We start from the raw sequence: 18,917 nt of genomic DNA on the forward strand, positions 1-18,917 counted from the left end.
AATATCAAATCCAGAAAAGTTTGCATCAATTGATCCTTGGGAGGCAATTGGCTCTAAGCCCCTTGTGAGCGTGCATGTATATAGAGAAATGATATAACTACCATGAATCGTCTTTGGTTTGCCTTCTGGTTAACAGTGCTGATTACTACTGAATCTGTGGCGATCGCCCCGAAACCTAACCCAGAATCTATTCTCACCCAGAATTCTTGTCTCGTTTTGGCTCAAGACTTGGTGGAGAAAGGCGAGCGCTTAAGCAAGCAGCAAGACTTGACGGCTCAATTACCGGCGATCGCCCAGTGGGAAGAAGCCCGTTACCTATGGCACAGGGCGGGGAATTCCGAGCAGGAAGCGGCAGCTTTAATTAAACTTGGCTCCATCTACCAATATTGGGGAGCCACTACCCCAGCGCGGGAGCGTTACCGTGATGCTTTAGCTTTGGCTCAACAGCTTGGCGATCGCCTCCAAGAAGCCTTTATTTTAGGGCAACTGGGGAGAATTCACGACATGGATGCCGATCGATGGCAGAAAGAATGGCAATTTGCGAGCGATCGCGGTTTTACATCAGTTACCTCTCGTCGCTCAGATATTTTAAACCAACAACGTCACAGTGATTCGGATAAAGCTGCCCAATTCTTTCATCAAGCCTTAGCCATTTATGAAGCGTTCAATCAATCTCCTCAAACCGCAACCTTTGCCTCGCGACAGGGGGAAGCACAGTTGCTCAACTGGCTGGCAGAATCCAAAACCGATACCAGCGAACGATACGAATTGTTCCAGCAAGCGTTGAGAATTTATGAAGAGATTGGCGATCGCAAAGGCGAAGCGATTGTTCTGAGCAATTTAACTCAATTGCGCTTATTTGAATGGTTTGACGAGCAAGCCGGATTGGACATATTCGATCGCTCTCGATCCATTTACCAAGAAATTGGTGCATCGTCTTCAGAAGATAGCCATTGGGCAAAAAAACAGAACGTTCGGCTCTTAAATACAATGGTTCGCTACTGGTGGAGCGAGAATCAAGCCAGAGCGTTAGAGTTTCACCAGCAAGCTTTGAGTCTGGCTCGTGAGATAGATGATTTCGATGGCGAAGCCTTAACCCTGGAAATTTTGGGCGATCGCTATCTTTCCTCCGATAATCTGCAACAGGGATTAGCGTTTTATCAACAAGCCTTAGCCCTATACGAAAATCTGGGAAATGGGGTTAAGCAAGGGGAAATGTTGAATCATTTAGGGAATATCTATAGCGATCTGGGAGAAACGGCTAAAGCACTAGAGTACTATTCCCAAGAACTGGATCTATTGGTAGGAATGAGTCATTTTTATCGTCAACTTGGGGATACAAATAAAGCATTAGATTTCCAATATCGCCAACCCATAGTTTTGGGTCATTTAGGTCAAATTTACGATCGCTTAGAAGAACCAGCAGCCGCCTTAGAGCAGTATAACAAAGCACGAGACGTGTATCAAGCGGTCAACGATTTGCAAGGGGAAGCCACGTTTTTGCTGGCGATCGCCGAACGATATGGTGATCGAGACCGTCAGGAAGATATGCTAACCTTCTTAAATCAAGCTGTTCAAGTGTATCAACAGGCTGGTGATAGAGAGGGAGAAGCCCAAATTTTAGAGAAAATTGCCACCATCCATGTCCATCGATTCGGAGAGTGGGAGCAGGGATTAGAAGCCCTCGATCGGATGTTAAACCTTTATCGGAGTCTTGGCGATCGCCCTGGAGAAGCCAGAACCCTTTACCGCATGGCTTCCCTCTACGAAAAAGAGTTAGAAGACAAGGAAAAAGCCTTAGATTTTTATCGCCAAAGAGTTGCGATCGACCGCGAATTAGGGGACAGTGTTAGTGAAGTCTTTCATCTGAGAACAATTGCCAAAATCGACTACGAACTCGGCAATTATTACCCTGCACGAGAGTCCTTCAAGCAAGCAGCACAGGTTTACCGAGAAGAAGGCAATTTAGAGCGAGAAGCGAGAACATTAATTGAAATTGGTGATGACTATATCAAATTCGGAGAACAGGAAAGTGCGTTAGAGTTTTACCAGCAAGCAACTCCCATTTATCAACAGTTAGGAGACTATAAAAAAGAAGCCGTAAACCTCAGACGGATGGCTGAACTTCATTACGAGTTAGAGCAGGTACCACAAGCTATCCTTCTATTTTCTCAAGCGCGGCAAGTTTACCAAGACAATGGCGATCGTTCTGGGGAAGCCTGGACGCTGTACCGGACGGGAATAACGTACACGACTCTGGGAGATTTGGAAAATGCTTTAGCCTCTTATAACCAAGCTTTGGAACTTTACGAACAAGAACCCGATGCATCGTTTCGAGAAGAACGAACCCTGGATATATTTCTCCGAATTGGTCGAATTTATGCCTATTCGGGAGAACAAAAGAAAGCCATAGAGTTTTGCGATCGCGCCGTCAGTTCCGCTCAAGAATTCTTTGAATCTAAACCGATGAAAAGCGCCGAATTTTTTCGAGAAATTGGGAAGGCTTGCTATCAAATTGGCAATCCACAGAAGGCATGGAAAGCCTTTAATGCCTATCGACAACAGTATCAAAACATTGGCACAGATGAAGCAGTCACGGGCTTGATGCGCGTGGGAGAAGATTATGTAGAACTGGGAGATATCGAACAGGCGTTATATTTTTTTGTGCAAGCTAGAAGGATTTATCAAGAACGTAATTTTCCCGAAGGAGAGGTCAATACCTTAACTTGGATAGCTAACCTCTATTTTCGTTCGGGAGACTATCCGGAAGCTTTTGGGTTTTATCGCGAAGCCTTGCGGTTGACTCAAACGATTAACAATCCTAAAAAAGAAGCTGGAATATGGTCAAAACTGGGAGGCATTTATCTAGAGTTAGGAGATCGAGAAAAAGCGATCGCCTCCTATGAGCAAGCGTTGCAAATTTACCGCAACCTGGGAAATGCCAGGAGAGAAGGAGAAACCTTGGAGGATTTAGGGATAGTTTACGAACAATTGAAAGAGACAGAAAAAGCGCTGGAGTTTTATGACGACTCTCTAACTCTTTTTGAAGCAGGGGGTTTGCGATGGAAACTAGGTGCGAGTTTGCGAAAAATTGGTCAACTTCACTTTGAATTGGGGAATTTAGAACCGGCTTTGAGGTTCTTTAACCAGTCATTAATTGTTGCCGATAGACGGTATGATTTCCTTTATGTTGAATTAGGCAAGGTTCATACTGAGTTAGGCCATTTGGAACAAGCTTGGGATGCGTTCAACACTGCTCTGAAATTAGATCCCGTTCCGGAAACTAAGGCAGATACCCTCTTGGGGATGGCACGAATAGAACGCCAGCGTGGGAACCTTAACATGGCTTTGAATCGCATTGAAGCGGCGATCGCCCTCATCGAAGAAGTACGCGCTCGAAAAAATTCCCCGGAAGAACGACAAACCTTTTTTGCTGCTAAACAGCTCTATTACGAGTTCTACATCGACCTATTAATGGAGTTGCATCAACACCATCCAACTAAAGGTTATGATGCGCAAGCGCTGAATATTAACGAACGCTCTCGCCCTAGAAGCCTCCTAGAACTCCTTGCGGAAGCAAATACCGATATTCGCAAAGGAGTCGATCCGGATTTAGTGCTTCAGGAACGCCGCTTACAGCAACAATTAGATGCCCTCGATCGCCGGGAAGTTGCCCTGTATCAGGCAGAATTTACTCAAGAACAAGTCGTTAACCTCAAACAAGAACGGCAATATCTCTTGAATCAATACAAGGCTCTACAAAGGAAAATCCGAGAAGTAAGTCCGAGCTATGCCGCCCTGACTCAACCTGAACCTGTGACTTTAGAAGAAATTCAGCAAAATATTCTCGATCGCGATACTTTAGTTCTGCAATATGCTCTGGGTGAAGAGCGCAGTTTTCTCTGGGCAATTACCCAAGACCGTTTAACCTCTTATATCCTTCCTTCTCGTCAAGACATTGAGCAAAAAGCCAGACAATTTCGTGGCGATATCGGTCATCCTCGCTCTCGTCATCAACCCCAAAAAGCGATCGCCTCTGGTGAAGCATTAAATTCCCTCATTCTCCAACCTCTCAGAGAACACAGCGATAAAAAACGTCTGGCGATCGTTGCTGATGGAGCCTTACACTACATTCCCTTCAGCGCTCTCCCCAATCCCCATGCTAGAGAAAACAACTTGAGTTCGTTAGTCGAAGCTTATGAACTCGTCCATCTTCCTTCCCTGTCTACCCTAGCCATTTTGCGTCAAGATTTTTCACAACGCCAAAGCGCACCTCAGCAATTGGCGATCGTTGCCGATCCAGTGTTTAGTCGAGATGACGAACGGTTAGAGAATCATCCTTCTTCCTCAACATCTAATTCTGTGTCCTTACTTCCCCGTGCCACCACAGATATAGGTGTTCAACTCCAACGACTGCCCGGTACTCGGCAAGAAGCTGAGGCGATCGCCTCCCTTATCCCGGAATCCCAACGGATTCAAGCCTTTGACTTTGAAGCCAACTACGCTTTTGCCACCCATACTCCATTAAACCAGTATCGTACGGTGCATTTTGCCACCCACGGCATTCTCAACAGCGTCAATCCCGAACTGTCGGGGTTAGTGCTGTCCTTAATCGATGAACAAGGCAATCCCAGTAATGGATTTCTGCGCCTCCACGATATTTACAACTTAGATTTATCCGCCGATTTAGTTGTTCTCAGTGCTTGCCAAACGGGACTAGGGAAAGAAATTCAAGGAGAAGGCTTAATCGGATTAACCCGAGGGTTTATGTATGCGGGTACACCTAGGGTACTCGTCAGTTTATGGAATGTTGATGATGCCGCCACCGCAGAGATGATGACTCGTTTTTATCGTCTGATGTGGCAAGAACAATTATCGCCCACAAAAGCCTTGCAAGAGGCACAACTGGAGATGCAAACTGAGACTCAATGGAGAGCGCCGTTTTATTGGGCAGGGTTTACTCTGCAAGGAGAATGGGAGGAAATAAAGGAAGAATAGACTTTTGATATAGCGATTCTGGCTAGGCAATAGGCAGAAGGGTAAACCATTTTTGATGCCATAGCGTCTATTTTTAAGGCATTTCATGGGAATACCCTCAAAAGAAAAATTTAGGTTGTCGTACTTCATAACAGCACGAAGTGCTGTGTCCGTATCTAGAAAAATTTTCATACGATTGGCTCTCGTTGCATCGGCAATGATCGATCGCGCTCGATTTGAAGATCTTCTGGAAATTCATGAAGAGCATCAAACATCACCTGCCAAGGGTCTTCTTTAGGGAGCAGAACTACTGCATTCCCCAATCGTTTAATAATCACTTCATCCCCAGAAAAACGATAACTTTTGGGCAAACGTACCGCCTGACTATTGCCACTCATAAACAGCTTTGCTGTATCCATTGGGTATTTCGTATATACAACAACGATGACTTATTGTAGATTCAGCGGATTTGATCTGACTCATGATTACTTTTTCTTCGGTCGAAAGACTTGAATCACGTCCGAATTACACTCTAGATAGGGTGCGCCAATCAAGTCTAAGCAGTAGGGAATGGCAGGAAATACAGAATCTAAACATTCTCGAATGGATTTCGGTTTACCCGGAAGATTGACAATGAGGGCGCTGCCGCGAATGCCTGCGGTTTGTCGTGATAAGATGGCTGTGGGAACATATTGTAGGGATACGGAACGCATGAGTTCCCCAAATCCCGGCAGCATTTTGTCACAGACTTCTTCCGTGGCTTCCGGGGTTACGTCCCTGGGAGCGGGGCCGGTTCCTCCAGTGGTGACAACGAGGGAGCAGTGGCGATCGTCAATGAGGGAAATAAGGGTAGTTTTAATTGTGTCATAGTCATCTGGGATAACCTCATAGACGGATTCCCAGGGACTGGTGAGATATTCTTGGAGGCGATCGATAATGGCTTTTCCAGAGAGGTCTTCATAGACTCCTGCGCTGGCTCGGTCTGAGGCGGTTACGATTCCAATACGGGTATTCATAGGGAATAGGGAAGAGGCAGTAGGCAATAGGCAATAGGCAATAGATGATGGGTGCTAGGCTTGAGCATTTAAGAAAAGTCCTAACTCCCCAGTTTTCTTGCATTTCTATTGCGTACTAGCAACGATCGCCTTTTTTTTCATTGTCTCAAAGATATTGTAAAATCCATTAGCCCGAGACGGCGTTAAGTTTACGCATAATCCGGTCTCTTGGATGAAGTCTCCAGAGAGAGTGGCGACTTCTTCAGGGCTTAATCCATCTAATCCTCTGACGAGTAATGCCACTAGGCCCTTGGTCAACTGGGCATCAGAATCGGCTTGATAGTGTAGTTTCCCGTCTTCTAGGGTCGCTGTGACATAGACTTGGGAGACACAACCGGGGACTTTATTTTCTTCCACTTTATCTGTGTCTGGAAAGGGAGGTAATTTCTTGGCGTAGTCAATGAGTTGCTCGATGCGACGCTTTGGGTCTTGAGAGCGTTGAAAACGTTTGACAATTTTATCTAAGTTAGGGGGTAGGGTTTGAGTTGTTTCGGTCATAGTGCGATCGCCACCAATATCGTTAATCCATTGTTGTCATCCTGGATTCTAATGGATCGATCGGCTTAACTTACCCAGACTTAAGATATTTTTCCTGTTAGTTAAATTCTTCAAGAAAAAGGAAAAGCGCCTGGGAGTCTGGCCGTGTTTCGACCCCAAACGCGTTTTCCTTTCACTTTACTCCTCACCACCAACCACAGTTTATCACGTTTTGATCATCTGTCAAGGGTTAAGACGATTTTTCTAATAAATCAGCCCGAACACACCCAACTTCAAAGGCAGCGTACCAGTGGCCGGCGGTTTCATAAAAGTGGCTAATCTCTACACTTTTACCGCTATAGGGCAGAACAATCTGATCGCCTGCTTTGCGTCCCCCATATTCGGGTACGGGTTCCGGTTGTTCCACTTTTGGCAATCGGGGAGCATCATGAACTTTACGGGGTTTAGGGACTTTAGAGGCTCGTTCGGGTTTCGCCTCGGATTTCGCTGGAGGCGTAGCTTGAGGTCTTCGAGGTCTTTGAACAATTTCCGGGGGTTTGGGCCGTTGAACTTTAGGGGGAGTTAAGGAGAGTTCTGGCTTGGGTTCCGGTTGAGACTCGGGGGGCTGGCGATCGCTAGAATTGGATTTGGTCATCTTTAAAAACGGGGAACATGCAAAACAAGCATACATTTGATCTATCTTAGAAGATTTGTTCAACCCCCCTGAGCCAATTTCCGCACTCCTCACTCCCCACTTCTCACTTAAACATTAAACCGGAATAACATCACATCCCCTTCTTGCACTACATACTCTTTACCCTCACTGCGTACCAGCCCTTTTTCCTTAGCTGCATTCATAGAACCATGACTAACCAAATCCTGGTACGCAATAGTTTCAGCCCGAATAAATCCCCGCTCGAAATCCGAATGAATTACTCCCGCAGCTTGGGGAGCTGTCATCCCAGCTTGAATCGTCCAAGCACGGGTTTCCTTGGGCCCAGTGGTCAAGTACGTACGTAATCCCAACAGGGTATAAGTGGCACGAATCAACGATTGTAGACCGCCCTCCTCTACGCCTAAACTGGCCAGAAAATCGTCCCGGTCTTCTGGAGGTAGTTCAATTAACTCTGACTCCACCTGGGCGGAAATGGTCACCACTTGGGCCGTTTCTTGGGCCGCCATTTGTTTGACCACCTCTACCCATTCATTACCTTCAGCTAAATCATCTTCAGATACATTCGCGGCATAAATAATCGGTTTAGCCGTTAACAGACCCAAACCTTGAATACTGTCGAGTTCTTCCTCATTCAAAGACGCTAAACGGGCAGATTTTCCTTCATTCAAGACAGGAAGTAGTTTTTCCAGGGCACTCACTTCGACCAGACCGTCCTTATTACCTCTGGCTTGCTTACGAGCGCGGTCTAATCGCCGTTCAACTTGACTCAAGTCAGCTAGGGCCAACTCTAGATTAATCACCTCAATATCCCGACTCGGATCGACAGAACCGGAAACATGAATGATATCATCATTTTCAAAGCATCGAACCACATGCACAATGGCATCTACTTCTCGAATATTGGCTAAAAACTGGTTACCAAGGCCTTCACCTTGACTGGCTCCTTGGACTAAACCAGCAATATCAACAAATTCAATCCGCGTGGGAACGATTTGTTCAGATTGGGAAATTTTAGCCAATACGGACAGGCGTTCATCAGGGACGGCAACCACCCCAACATTGGGTTCAATTGTACAAAATGGAAAATTAGCCGCTTGTGCTTTAGCATTGGCGACTAAGGCGTTAAATAACGTTGATTTGCCCACATTGGGCAGTCCAACAATTCCAGCTCTGAGCATTAGTGGAGTTTGTTAATGAAGTTTCAGGTTGTCAAGTTGATTGGGTGTGTACCGATCGCCAACTGGGTTGATTGAAAGTTATAGGATTTACCAAAGTGTCTCAAGCCAAAACCCCCATTTTAGATGCGCTTCGCCACTATGTGACCCACCCTCACGCTCCGTTTTATACTCCTGGCCATAAGCGGGGAGTCGGTATTTCTCGCCCTTTGGCTGATTTATTTGGGAGTTTGGTCTTTCAAGCGGATTTATCGGAATTGCCCGATCTGGATAATTTGTATGCTCCAGATGGGGCGATCCGAGAAGCCCAAGATTTGGCAGCTCAAGCGTTTGGTGCAGATCGAACCTGGTTTTTGGTTAATGGTTCGACAGTCGGTGTGATGGCTGCGATTTTGGCAACTTGCACCAGTGGCGAGAAGATTATTTTACCCCGAAATATTCATAGTTCAGCGATTTCTGGATTAATTCTCTCTGGAGCGATGCCCATTTTTGTTAATCCTGAGTACGATCCGGATTGGGATATGGTCAATAGTGTTACGCCGATGTCGATCCAGAAGGCGTTGAGCAAACATCCAGATGCGAAGGCAGTGATGATGGTTTATCCAACGTATCAGGGGGTTTGTGGAGATGTGGAGGCGATCGCTCAATTATGCCATGACTCTCATATTCCCTTGATTGTAGATGAAGCCCATGGCCCCCATTTTCACTTCCATCCCGATTTACCTCCTTCAGCTCTATCTTGTGGCGCGGATGTGGCGATTCAATCGAGTCATAAGGTTTTGGGGGCGATGACACAAGCCTCGATGCTACATTTGAAGGGGTCGCGGATCGATCCGGAAGCCATTCGGCGATCGCTCCAACTGCTCCAATCAACCAGCCCCAGTTATGTACTGCTCGCCTCTTTAGACGCTGCTCGTCAGCAAATGGCTCTCCAAGGAGAAAGCTTGATTTCCCAAACCTTACAGTTAGCAGAACGGGCACAACAAAGCCTAAAAACACTTCCCAAATTAAAAGTTTTAGAGACCAAAATCAGCAAGGGTTTTCTTGCTTTAGATCCCACTCGCTTAAATGTTAAAGTCACCTCTTGCGGCTTAACCGGTTATCAAGCCGATCGACTTTTACACGATCGCCACGGGGTTATTGCTGAATTACCCTCTGCCCAATCTTTAACCTTTATTATTAGTCTGGGCAACACTCAGGCTGATATCGATCAATTAGTCCAAGGATTAGCCCAAATTTGCCCAACCCAAGGGACTCATGAGTGTTCCTCCGATCCCACCGTATTACAACGATGGCAAGAAGAATGTTTATTTGTCCATCCATCCTCATTTTTAATTAGTCCTGCCCTTTCTCCTCGTCAAGCCTTTTTCTCTCCAACAGAAACCTTACCTTTAGAACAAACAGATGAGCGTATTTGTGCAGAAATCATTTGTCCCTATCCTCCCGGCATTCCCGCAATCATGCCAGGTGAAATGATTAATATGTCAGCGTTGGATTATCTACAACAGGTGTTATCCCTAGGAGGGACAATCACCGGGTGTAGCGATCCCACCCTGAAAACTTTAAAAGTTGTTAGGCAATAGAAAGAGGGGAGAATCCAGTACGATAAAATTTGCTCTAGCTTTCTCTCTGATGGTAGGATCACCTTTTATGTCGCTTTGGCCCTTTGTTTCTCCTGGTATCCCTGATGATCTATTTGAGCGGTTACCTGGTATTCCCTTGAGTAAACGGGAGATCCGATTATTATTGATTTCTGCTCTGCGATTGCGTAAGGATTCAATTTTGTGGGACATTGGTGCAGGAACCGGTACAATTCCTGTGGAGACTGGGTTATTGTGCCCTGAAGGGCAGATTTTTGCCGTCGAGCGAGACGACGAGGTAGCCAGCTTAATTCGTCGAAACTGCGATCGCTTTGACGTTAATAATGTAGAAATTATTGAAGGGAATGCCCCCGAATGTTTAGAAAATATTCCTCTGCGCCCCCATCGAGTTTGTATGGAAGGCGGACGCTCAGTTAAACAGATTTTAGAAGCCGTCTGGAATTTGTTACTCCCAGAAGGACGGATTGTGGCAACTGCCGGATCGTTAGAAAGTTTATACGCTTTATCCGAAGGGTTTGCCCAGCTACAAGTGAGACATATAGAAGTCGTTCAATCTGGGGTTAATCGTTTGGAAAAACGGGGAATGTATCAAGTTTTTGCCGCCGTCGATCCAGTGTTTATTATTAGTGGGGAAAAACTGGGTTAATGGATATCAGGAAATGTCAACCAACAGGATTTCCGGAATTTAAGAACATTATTTCATAAGAAGACAAGGGGCTAAGGTCCCCTAGCCTCGATTAACTATAAAGTTCCTGCACCCATTCCCACTCCTGAGTTAAGCCTTCTTCTAAAGAGACTTGGGGCTGGTATCCCAGCAATTTCTTGGCTTTGGAAACATCAGCGCTGGTATGACGAGCATCACCCATAGCGCGATCAATGTGGTTTCTACGGATAGGCTGACCAACGATTTTTTCCATCGTATCCAGCACATCCGTCAGTACAACCCGACTCCCTCCACCAATATTAAAAACCTCTCCAACTGCATCAGGAGCTGTTGCAGCCCCTAGATTAGCAGCTACAGCATCTTGAATAAAGGTGAAATCCCTCGTTTGTTGACCATCGCCATAGATATCAATCGCCCGGTCTTCCAACACCGCTTTGTAAAATTTATGGAATGCCATATCTGGCCGTTGACGGGGACCATATACCGTAAAATACCGTAGAGCCGTAAACGGAACCTGAAAATTTTGGTGATATAGCACACATAACCGTTCCGCCGCCAATTTTGTGATCCCATAGGGAGAAACCGGTTGGGGAGCAATGAGTTCTGAAGTCGGAAAAGTTTCCGCATTTCCATACACTGATGAGGTCGAAGCATAAACAAATCGCTTCAACGTCCTGGAATTTTTCGCCGCTTCCAGCATAATCTGAGTCGCATTGATATTCCGTTCCGTATAGGAGCGAAACCCTTGCCCCCAACTCGCACGCACTCCCGCTTGCGCCGCTTGGTGATAAACTACTTCTACATCAGTGAATAAGGAATTCCAATCTAAGGTTTGAATATCTCCTTCTACAAGGGTAAACTGAGGATGAGTTTGAAAACGACTAACATTCCGGCGTTTCAGTGTTGGGTCATAATAATCGTTAAATTGATCGACACCAATGACTTCTTGACCTTGATTGAGTAAGGTTTCGGCTAAGGTGGAACCAATAAAACCGGCTACGCCAGTTACAATTACTTTAGTCATTACCAAGATAATTTTTTGTTCTTATTCCTGCACAATTATAGGAGATGAACTAACCGAGGATCGTTTTCTTAAGGTTTCTCAGTTTCTGTCTCCATTGCGGTTCAGCTTTAGGCGCTGGAGGGTCAGCCGGAGGATTGGGATCGCCGAGATAACGGTAGTATCTCCATAACTCTCTATAAGGACCACCCTGTCTCATGGGACTTCCCGCCCAATGAAGATACATTAATTGCTTCCCTTTATCATATAAAATATGGTCTTTTTCTTCAAAATGTGCCGATCCTGCCCAACTTCCCGGTACTCCTTCTGGTAGCTTCACCAAGTTTAAACGTTTGGGAATTGATTTTAGAACGAGGTAGTTGAGAATGGGTTGGTCCGTGACTTGGGAGGAAAAATCAAAGTATTCTCGATGTTGGCTACACTCTTGCAGGAGTCTATACATCTGCTCTTGAGAAATGGCGATTTTTTTAGAGGCCCAAAAACCACTATTGAACACATCTTGTAATTCTTCCCCCGTAAAGATCTTGTTGTCTTTAACTAAGGGCGAGAAAATATCATGTAATCCTCGACCAGAGTGATGATAATCACAACAAATAAATCCATATTTTGATAGGTAAGATAGGATATCAGACATCTTTTCAAAGACAATGATATCAGTATCGATATACAGAAAGTCATCTAGGGGGCCGAACCAGGCGACGAGCTTTCGCATTTTATTGGGTAATGCCAGAAAATCGCGATCGAATATCTCAGAAATTTTTATTGTAAATTCTTGTACAAGATTTAAATCAGGAAAAACGCGAACATTATGTTTCTCTGCCAGGATTTGCGCGGTTTCCTGATAATCCTCATTGAAGGGGATCATATAAACAGTAATACTAGGATCGTACATGCGAATACTGTTTAAGAGGGCGATCGCATTCTCTTTCACTTTATTATTCGCTACAATGTAAATTCCCTGTTCCATAATTTATCTGTCATCTATAATAAAAATCAAAGTCTCTCAAGGCCTGTAATCTTTCTTTATTCAACCGGTAATGATAAGCGATTCTTCGCTGTAGTTTTTCTAGAGAACTGAGATTTCGCTGATGAGAAGCATCCAAGTGTTTTTTGGTATCCACCAAAGATTGCCAGGTTTGGGTTTTCTCAATTCCCCAACCTATCTTCGCTGCTGCTAATCCGATTATATTTCCTTCTCCGCTATGCATTCCCTTTAACTCTAAGTAACGACCAATTAATCCCCATAAATGGAAGAACTCTGCTTCTTTCCCCCCATCTCTAGTGACAATAAAGAGGGACTCTCCAATCCAGAGTGCAGATTCTAAGTCAATTTCTAACTTAGAGGCAACTTTAGTGATATCTGCCAGGTTCTCTGGTCGATACTTTTTGACATGCTCAATGAGATTCTCAGAACGTCCAGCGAGTCCTGGATTTAGTTCCATAAAAACAGAAAGACTACTAAAAACTCGAGTATCTGCATCTAAATGGATAGCAGAAGGGAATAAGGACAAAGATTTTTCTAGCAAGAAACGCTTATCATTATAACAGTGCTGTATTCCCTGTTGACGATGCTTAAAAGGTATCACATTAGGCTGTTCCTTGAAATCTAGAGTTTTATCCGTAAAAACGACCAAGGAAGTTCCTGGAAAATAGGTTTCGATATCTCCAGCTAAATCCCTAGCCATGTTTCGATAACGCTGACCAAGAGCTAAGGTGGAAAAGCAAAATTTTGGTTCTAGCTCGCTCATTTTTCTACCCATTATTTCTAATTTTTATTCTTAGACTCAAGAGAGGGTGGAATATGGTTCTATTGCAATCCTACCTTTTTTAAGAATCGCTTCATTAGACTAGGGGGGGGATTATAAGGTTTAGGTTTACCTACAAACGAAGGTCGTTTCTCTGGCTCATAGAGATAGCGATAGTGTAAGAATAGTTCTCGATAGGGAAAGTCTAAGTTTTCACCAGCACAGAGCCTGGCAAATATCTTAGAAGATATGCCAATATAGTGCAGGTAAGTGAGCTGTACCCCTTTATCATAGAGCATATTATCCCGTTGCTCAAAGTGAGGAGAGGTTACAGAACATCCAGTCGTCTCTTCTTTCGGGAGTTGCAGGGAAAAGTTGTAAATGTCCAAACCCGATCGCATGGTCATATAATTCAGAACAGATTGGTTAGGGGCTGATGGGTATAAAATTTCAGCTTCTCCAGCTTGCAGGTGAGTAACCAGCTCATTTCTTTGCTCAACCGATAACAATCCTCGTTTAGACCCGTAAAATCCAGCACAGAAAATTTCTTGACTAATTCGTTCTTGGGGAAAGACTTCAAATAGTTTAGGACTGTCTAAATTATAAATATGAGAGGGGTCTTTATACTGAAAATCATAGACAACGAAATCATTATGATTAAGCTGCTCAAAGACAAAATCTAGGGAGTTTAGAACTAATACATCAGCATCAAAGTAGACAAATTTTTCAAATGGGCTGTTGGGGTCAAAGGCAGAGTACCGACGGTTCATACCGATACGACGTACTCCCTGAATTCCCTGGGCTTCCCACTGTTGCAGTACATTAGGATGAGCTTTCCAAACCTTGTAGGAAAATTCTTCCCAAGGAGCAAAGATTTGAGGATCATCAAGTAACTGAACATTTTTCCTTCTGTCAATTGCAGCTTTCACCCGATCCAGACGATCGTCATAAGCGATAACACAGACTGGTGTATCAGCACTAACATTGACTTCAATGCTGTTGAGCAAAGCAACCAGTTGATCGTAAACCACATCGTTAGCAGATGTATAAATTCCATAAGTCATAGGATTGAATACATAAGGAAATACTAGAGATAAGGCGACCCAAACATGGGTCTGTCTGGTTTCTTTTGTTTATTGTCACTCATGGAAGATAGTTTTGACAACTATTAACTAGATGTAGATTAACGAATGAGTTGTCACTTCTTGACAATCGTCTGAATTTATGACAGTATTTAGTGTAGATATATTATATACCCATTCATGAAAAAGAAAGTTATCTTCATAATGGTTAATTGGTCACTCAGGATCAACCCTTAGATAGTCACGGTAACTATTATCAATATCCGGAGTTAAAAATAAAAATCAAATTAGATTTGCGTTGGAAAAATAAATTGTCGCTAGAAAACTTGCAAGTCTTTAATTCTATTGCTGGAGATTTAAACAGACTCGATGAATGGGATTAATCAATTGATGTCGATTAAAAACAGGCCATCTATTCTGAGGTAGCTAGATATATGATTAAAGTTCTATTAGTTCGAGACTATAAGTCCTCCTGTAATGTGCCCTATCTAGTGTATTGTACATACTGGCTAAAAAGGTTATTCCTGATTGATTTTACAGAAGTTAGTCTTCATGATTATGTGACTTTCAATCAGGATTCATATGATATTGTCATATACTCACCTCCTCCTGGTAAAAAATCAAGGAATTTTTTGCGAAACCTTTCAGTTATTAATAGGACAGATGAAAAGTTTTTAAATTTTAAGAAAAACAAAATATTATTCGATACCCATGACCATGGTAATTACGATGGTTTTCCTCGATTTGAATCTCTTGCCCCAGAAATTGTTACCTCATTACCCAGAATTAAGAACGCTCCCCATAAAGAGTATTTACAAAAATACAATGTAGTTTGGACGACGACTTATCCCATAGGACTAAATCCTCGTTCTCCAGCCTATAATTATTTTGGTGGTTTTGCTATATCTCAGAAAAAAGTTGAGCGTAATATTGATATTTCCTATAGAGTTAAGATTACGCTCAATAGAAATTCTTATCGACAGGAAATGAGAGAGGCAACTCTTAATATCATTAAGAATTATCAGGGAAGTAGTTACATAGATACAGAATACAAAGAAAACGATCCCAAATATAAAGCCTATCTGTCTCGCGTTTTGATTTCTGTTTGTCCACCAGGCCACGGCCCCGGAACATTTAGACATCTAGAGAGTTTAAATGCTCAAACTTTGATGCTATCCCATGATTCGATTGATGGGATCAAACTATTACCTAATTCTGATTTGGTTGAAGGAGAAGATTATATTTCATTTGATTTTGATAATTTGACAAATAAGCTAGATATGCTTCTAGCAAATCGAGAGAAAGTAGCTTGGATAGCTAAAAATGGGCAGAAAAAATTTACTAAGGGGTATTCTGTATGGGCATCTACTTGGGAACTGTATAAACTTTTGTCTCAGTTTGCTTAAAAAATTGATTCTTCAGGACTTAATTAGGTATCTTCTAAAAAGAATCCAAAGAAATTAAAAGTATGTTATGAATGGATTATACCTCCCACTAAGATTATGATCAATAAGGTTGTATTTATAGTAGGTAGTGGACGTAGTGGTTCAACTCTATTGTCCTTTATTATAGGAAGCCATCCTGATTGTGTCAACTTGGGAGAACTCGATAAATTCTACCGATATTACCAGCAAGGAAAAAAACTTTGTACAATTTGCCGGGATGACTGTCCCTTTTGGGATGGAAAATTCACTGAGTTAGAACGAAAACAGTTAGCAGCAGTTTTGGGTAACACTCGCTTAAATCCTTACATTCCCTTGAAAATTGACCGAGCTATTCGCCCCTGGTTAGGCAAGAGAGCTATTTTATCCCCATACTCTTATTTACTCTCTAAACGTAAAGAATCAATTTTATTTGATTCTAGTAAAGAACTAGACTGGGTAAAAGAAAGAAGTAGCCATCAAGAATTTAGATCAGGCCGCTTAAAAAGCTATCTTCTATTTATTGTTCGTGATGGTCGAGCAGTGATGAGTTCTATCCTCAGAATTAGTCCCACATGGACAACAGAGCGTTTTTGTCAACATTGGTCAACGAGAATTAGTGGCGCTCGTGAGTTTTATGACCAGTTTCCCTTAGAGCGAAAAATGATAATTCGATATGAAGAGCTAGTAACAAATCCGCATCAAACATTAAAAAAGCTTTGCGATCTTTTGCAGATTGAGTTTTTAGACGAAATGCTCTCGTATTGGAAATACGATGATCATCATCCTGTGTCGGGAAATACCGGGACTCGCTCCTTGATTTGGAGATATAGAGATCAAAATGAAAATATTCAAGATAAAAATTACCAAAAACAAGGAAGCCACTATGACAACGTGGGATTAAATTTAGCTCTAGATTTGCGGTGGAAGCAAGAACTTACACCAGAACAACTGGAGAAGTTTGAAGACTATTGTGGTGAAATGAATAAACCCTATGAATGGGACTAGTGTTCCGTCAATGGAAAAATGGCGAATAATGAAAGCGTCAAAGGCTAAAATTGAAACGTTTGTATCCGTCAATTTTACCTTGACTTACTACTAGGAGGTAAGAGATTTTAACTGTTTCTTAATTGCTTCTGTTTTAATCGACCAATAGTGTTGTTGAATGTATATCCATTTGAGTAAATTAGGGGATTCTAGCCAGCGTCGATACGCAGGAGTCGCAATATCAGTGAGGAAGGTTTTCCAAGAGGAGAGGATGGTTTCAATGTTAGTTGCTTGAGCGCGATCGCAACCATTGGCGATCATATCTTTGCGCAACTGTGGATTATCTTTCAAAGTTTTAATGGCAGCGATCGCCTCCTCTAGAGATTTAACCTCAATATAGTCCAGATCGCTGCGCCGTTCTGCTTGAAATGCTGATTCAGCTCCCAAAATGACGGGAACCTCTGCACGCCAAGAGTTATAGAGTTTAGTTGCCGGTTTCCACAGATAGGTTTGACTTGCTTCAAAGGTACGGACTGCAATGACAGCATCTACATCACTGTAATCATGCCATCGCTCTTTGGGTACAATGTTCCACTGTAGACCCATCTCTGCAAGACTTTGAGACCAGGAGGGATCTTTTAGTTCTGGGGCTAAGTTATAACTGATACCAAAATAAGCGATATTTTCAAAGCGATCACCGCGATCGTGATCGCGCGGAATCAACCCAGGTTGAGACCAAAGTGGAATATAGTGGCTATTTTTAACCACTTCAATCTCCTGTGGATTTTGAACCACATGCATTTGTGCATAAGGATGAGCGGCTTGATCGGCTTTGATACAGACTATCAAGACTTTTTCCTTTGGTCTTAACTCATACTTCAATGAATCCCGATGAGCTAACACAATCCCTTCATCCGGCATCGATCCCACTAAGCTACAAGGAAATCCATCACTTGTTAGATGTAAATAAGTTTGTAAAGTCCAACAATAAATTCCACGACCAAACTCCTCCCAGTAACTCTTAGCATCCTCTGGCATATCCTCCAGCCAGTCTGCTTCAGGAAGGTAAAAATAGATGGGAGGCCAATCATCATACTTACTCATATTTGCTGACTCCCTAAACATCCAGCCACTTCGATAAATCTCGTTCAATTAAATCTTGCAGCTTGAGAATATCCTCTCGGTAATCTTCTGTCAGTTGCTTGCGGAGTTTGAGAGATAACTTCGGTTTCCCTAAGTTTTGCTTCTTGAGCTTCTCTGCAATGCTTTTACGAAAATTCATCGGTAATAGGGTTTTCACCACTGCTTTAACCGGATTTGGTCGATTCAGCAGAGTATTAACTGTCTGATTCTTGGGAACACGAGTAGGGTTATGTTTCTTGCTCACATTAGGAACAAAACTATCATCTACTTCTAAAAATTGGAAAACCTCTTTCATCAGTCCAGTTGGATCTGCAATCAAATCGTCATACAGATACACTCCAATTTGCTTCGCATCGAAAGTATCGAAGTATCGCTTCAACTGAACATAGTAAAATCCCCGGCGTTTATGATGCCATTGAAAGCTCCAATTTTTGGCAACCCTATCCTCTTCTTGTTTCAGAGTTTTAGCAAAATCTGGAACCGGTTCTCTCCCATTACTCAAAGAAAATAAAAAATGTGAAAATGCTCGTTCTGCTGGCTGGCGGAGAATTGCAATTATCTTGGCATCAGGAATATAATGATGAATTCTTTGAACTGCTTTTTCACTGTAAATATATGACGTAGATGCTTCTCCTATCGCTTTCTCATGGGTTACCCCTGCAAACAACTCTTGATAGCTGTCCAAATCAGTAATGGCATTCGTCATCACATGATTGCCATTGGGGCCAATACGATTAATATCTTCTCCTTCTAGAGTAAAAAAATCAGGTTCTTTTTGATCCCTAGACGCGGGCATATAGACTTGTGGATGCTGCTTAAGGTAGTAATATAAAGAAGATGTTCCTGATTTAGCTGCGCCAATCAATAAAAAGTTAGGTAGGGTCATGGTTTTA

The 18,917-nt window shown here is 43.0% G+C and carries 17 protein-coding genes; 6 read left to right on the plus strand and 11 right to left on the minus strand.

Features of this window, described 5'->3' with window-relative positions; genetic code table 11:
- The first annotated feature begins 102 nt into the window (after positions 1–102).
- Positions 103–4,998, plus strand: a complete 4,896-nt coding sequence (locus tag J7529_RS02875; protein WP_318727752.1) for a tetratricopeptide repeat protein — start codon at positions 103–105, stop codon at positions 4,996–4,998.
- A 167-nt stretch (positions 4,999–5,165) separates the two neighbouring features.
- Here the strand turns inward: J7529_RS02875 and vapB are convergent, their stop codons facing one another.
- The 5 genes from vapB to ychF all read right to left on the minus strand — a co-directional run bounded on the left by vapB (position 5,166) and on the right by ychF (position 8,363).
- Complete coding sequence (vapB, locus tag J7529_RS02880; protein WP_318727753.1) at positions 5,166–5,396, minus strand: type II toxin-antitoxin system antitoxin VapB; 231 nt, start codon at positions 5,394–5,396, stop codon at positions 5,166–5,168.
- Between the two features lie 66 nt (positions 5,397–5,462).
- The gene (gene mog / locus J7529_RS02885; protein ID WP_318727754.1) at positions 5,463–5,993 is read right to left on the minus strand and encodes a molybdopterin adenylyltransferase; all 531 of its coding nucleotides are present in this window, start codon (positions 5,991–5,993) and stop codon (positions 5,463–5,465) included.
- Positions 5,994–6,098: 105 nt separating this feature from the next.
- Positions 6,099–6,530, minus strand: coding sequence for a SufE family protein (locus J7529_RS02890; RefSeq protein WP_318727755.1), 432 nt, complete (start codon positions 6,528–6,530; stop codon positions 6,099–6,101).
- A 229-nt stretch (positions 6,531–6,759) separates the two neighbouring features.
- Positions 6,760–7,164, minus strand: coding sequence for a hypothetical protein (locus J7529_RS02895; RefSeq protein ID WP_318727756.1), 405 nt, complete (start codon positions 7,162–7,164; stop codon positions 6,760–6,762).
- Between the two features lie 107 nt (positions 7,165–7,271).
- Positions 7,272–8,363, minus strand: a complete 1,092-nt coding sequence (ychF, locus tag J7529_RS02900; RefSeq protein ID WP_271941264.1) for a redox-regulated ATPase YchF — start codon at positions 8,361–8,363, stop codon at positions 7,272–7,274.
- A 95-nt stretch (positions 8,364–8,458) separates the two neighbouring features.
- Here ychF and J7529_RS02905 point away from each other — a divergent pair, with 95 nt between their 5' ends.
- Together J7529_RS02905 and cbiT are read left to right on the plus strand one after the other, a co-directional pair.
- A complete protein-coding gene (locus tag J7529_RS02905) occupies positions 8,459–9,943 on the plus strand; it encodes an aminotransferase class I/II-fold pyridoxal phosphate-dependent enzyme (RefSeq protein ID WP_318727757.1) in 1,485 nt (494 codons plus the stop codon).
- A gap of 67 nt (positions 9,944–10,010) precedes the next feature.
- Entirely contained in the window at positions 10,011–10,607 is a 597-nt protein-coding gene (gene cbiT / locus J7529_RS02910) for a precorrin-6Y C5,15-methyltransferase subunit CbiT (protein WP_318700264.1), read from the plus strand.
- Positions 10,608–10,698: 91 nt separating this feature from the next.
- On the opposite strand, the gene J7529_RS02915 is transcribed toward cbiT, so the two are convergent.
- The 4 genes from J7529_RS02915 to J7529_RS02930 are packed head-to-tail and all read right to left on the minus strand — an operon-like array spanning position 10,699 to position 14,455.
- On the minus strand, positions 10,699–11,649 hold the full coding sequence (locus J7529_RS02915) for an NAD-dependent epimerase/dehydratase family protein (protein WP_271941272.1): 951 nt from the start codon (positions 11,647–11,649) through the stop codon (positions 10,699–10,701).
- 49 nt (positions 11,650–11,698) lie between these two features.
- Complete coding sequence (locus J7529_RS02920) at positions 11,699–12,613, minus strand: Npun_R2821/Npun_R2822 family protein (protein WP_318727758.1); 915 nt, start codon at positions 12,611–12,613, stop codon at positions 11,699–11,701.
- Positions 12,614–12,623: 10 nt separating this feature from the next.
- The gene (locus J7529_RS02925; RefSeq protein ID WP_318727759.1) at positions 12,624–13,394 is read right to left on the minus strand and encodes a hypothetical protein; all 771 of its coding nucleotides are present in this window, start codon (positions 13,392–13,394) and stop codon (positions 12,624–12,626) included.
- A gap of 59 nt (positions 13,395–13,453) precedes the next feature.
- Positions 13,454–14,455, minus strand: a complete 1,002-nt coding sequence (locus J7529_RS02930; RefSeq protein ID WP_318727760.1) for an Npun_R2821/Npun_R2822 family protein — start codon at positions 14,453–14,455, stop codon at positions 13,454–13,456.
- A gap of 230 nt (positions 14,456–14,685) precedes the next feature.
- On the opposite strand from J7529_RS02930, the gene J7529_RS02935 reads away from it, so the two are divergent.
- The 3 genes from J7529_RS02935 to J7529_RS02945 all read left to right on the plus strand — a co-directional run bounded on the left by J7529_RS02935 (position 14,686) and on the right by J7529_RS02945 (position 16,902).
- Entirely contained in the window at positions 14,686–14,856 is a 171-nt protein-coding gene (locus tag J7529_RS02935) for a hypothetical protein (protein WP_318727761.1), read from the plus strand.
- Positions 14,857–15,033: 177 nt separating this feature from the next.
- Positions 15,034–15,879: a hypothetical protein gene (locus J7529_RS02940; RefSeq protein ID WP_318727762.1), complete on the plus strand. Its 846-nt coding sequence runs from the start codon at positions 15,034–15,036 to the stop codon at positions 15,877–15,879.
- Positions 15,880–15,975: 96 nt separating this feature from the next.
- Complete coding sequence (locus J7529_RS02945) at positions 15,976–16,902, plus strand: sulfotransferase (protein WP_318727763.1); 927 nt, start codon at positions 15,976–15,978, stop codon at positions 16,900–16,902.
- A 90-nt stretch (positions 16,903–16,992) separates the two neighbouring features.
- On the opposite strand, the gene J7529_RS02950 is transcribed toward J7529_RS02945, so the two are convergent.
- Positions 16,993–17,985, minus strand: a complete 993-nt coding sequence (locus J7529_RS02950; RefSeq protein WP_318727764.1) for a hypothetical protein — start codon at positions 17,983–17,985, stop codon at positions 16,993–16,995.
- Between the two features lie 13 nt (positions 17,986–17,998).
- A complete protein-coding gene (locus tag J7529_RS02955) occupies positions 17,999–18,910 on the minus strand; it encodes a sulfotransferase (protein WP_318727765.1) in 912 nt (303 codons plus the stop codon).
- Positions 18,911–18,917 lie beyond the last annotated feature (7 nt).

Origin of the sequence: Roseofilum sp. Guam, from assembly GCF_017746735.1 — a bacterium.
GTDB classification, from domain to species: Bacteria; Cyanobacteriota; Cyanobacteriia; order Cyanobacteriales; family Desertifilaceae; genus Roseofilum; species Roseofilum reptotaenium.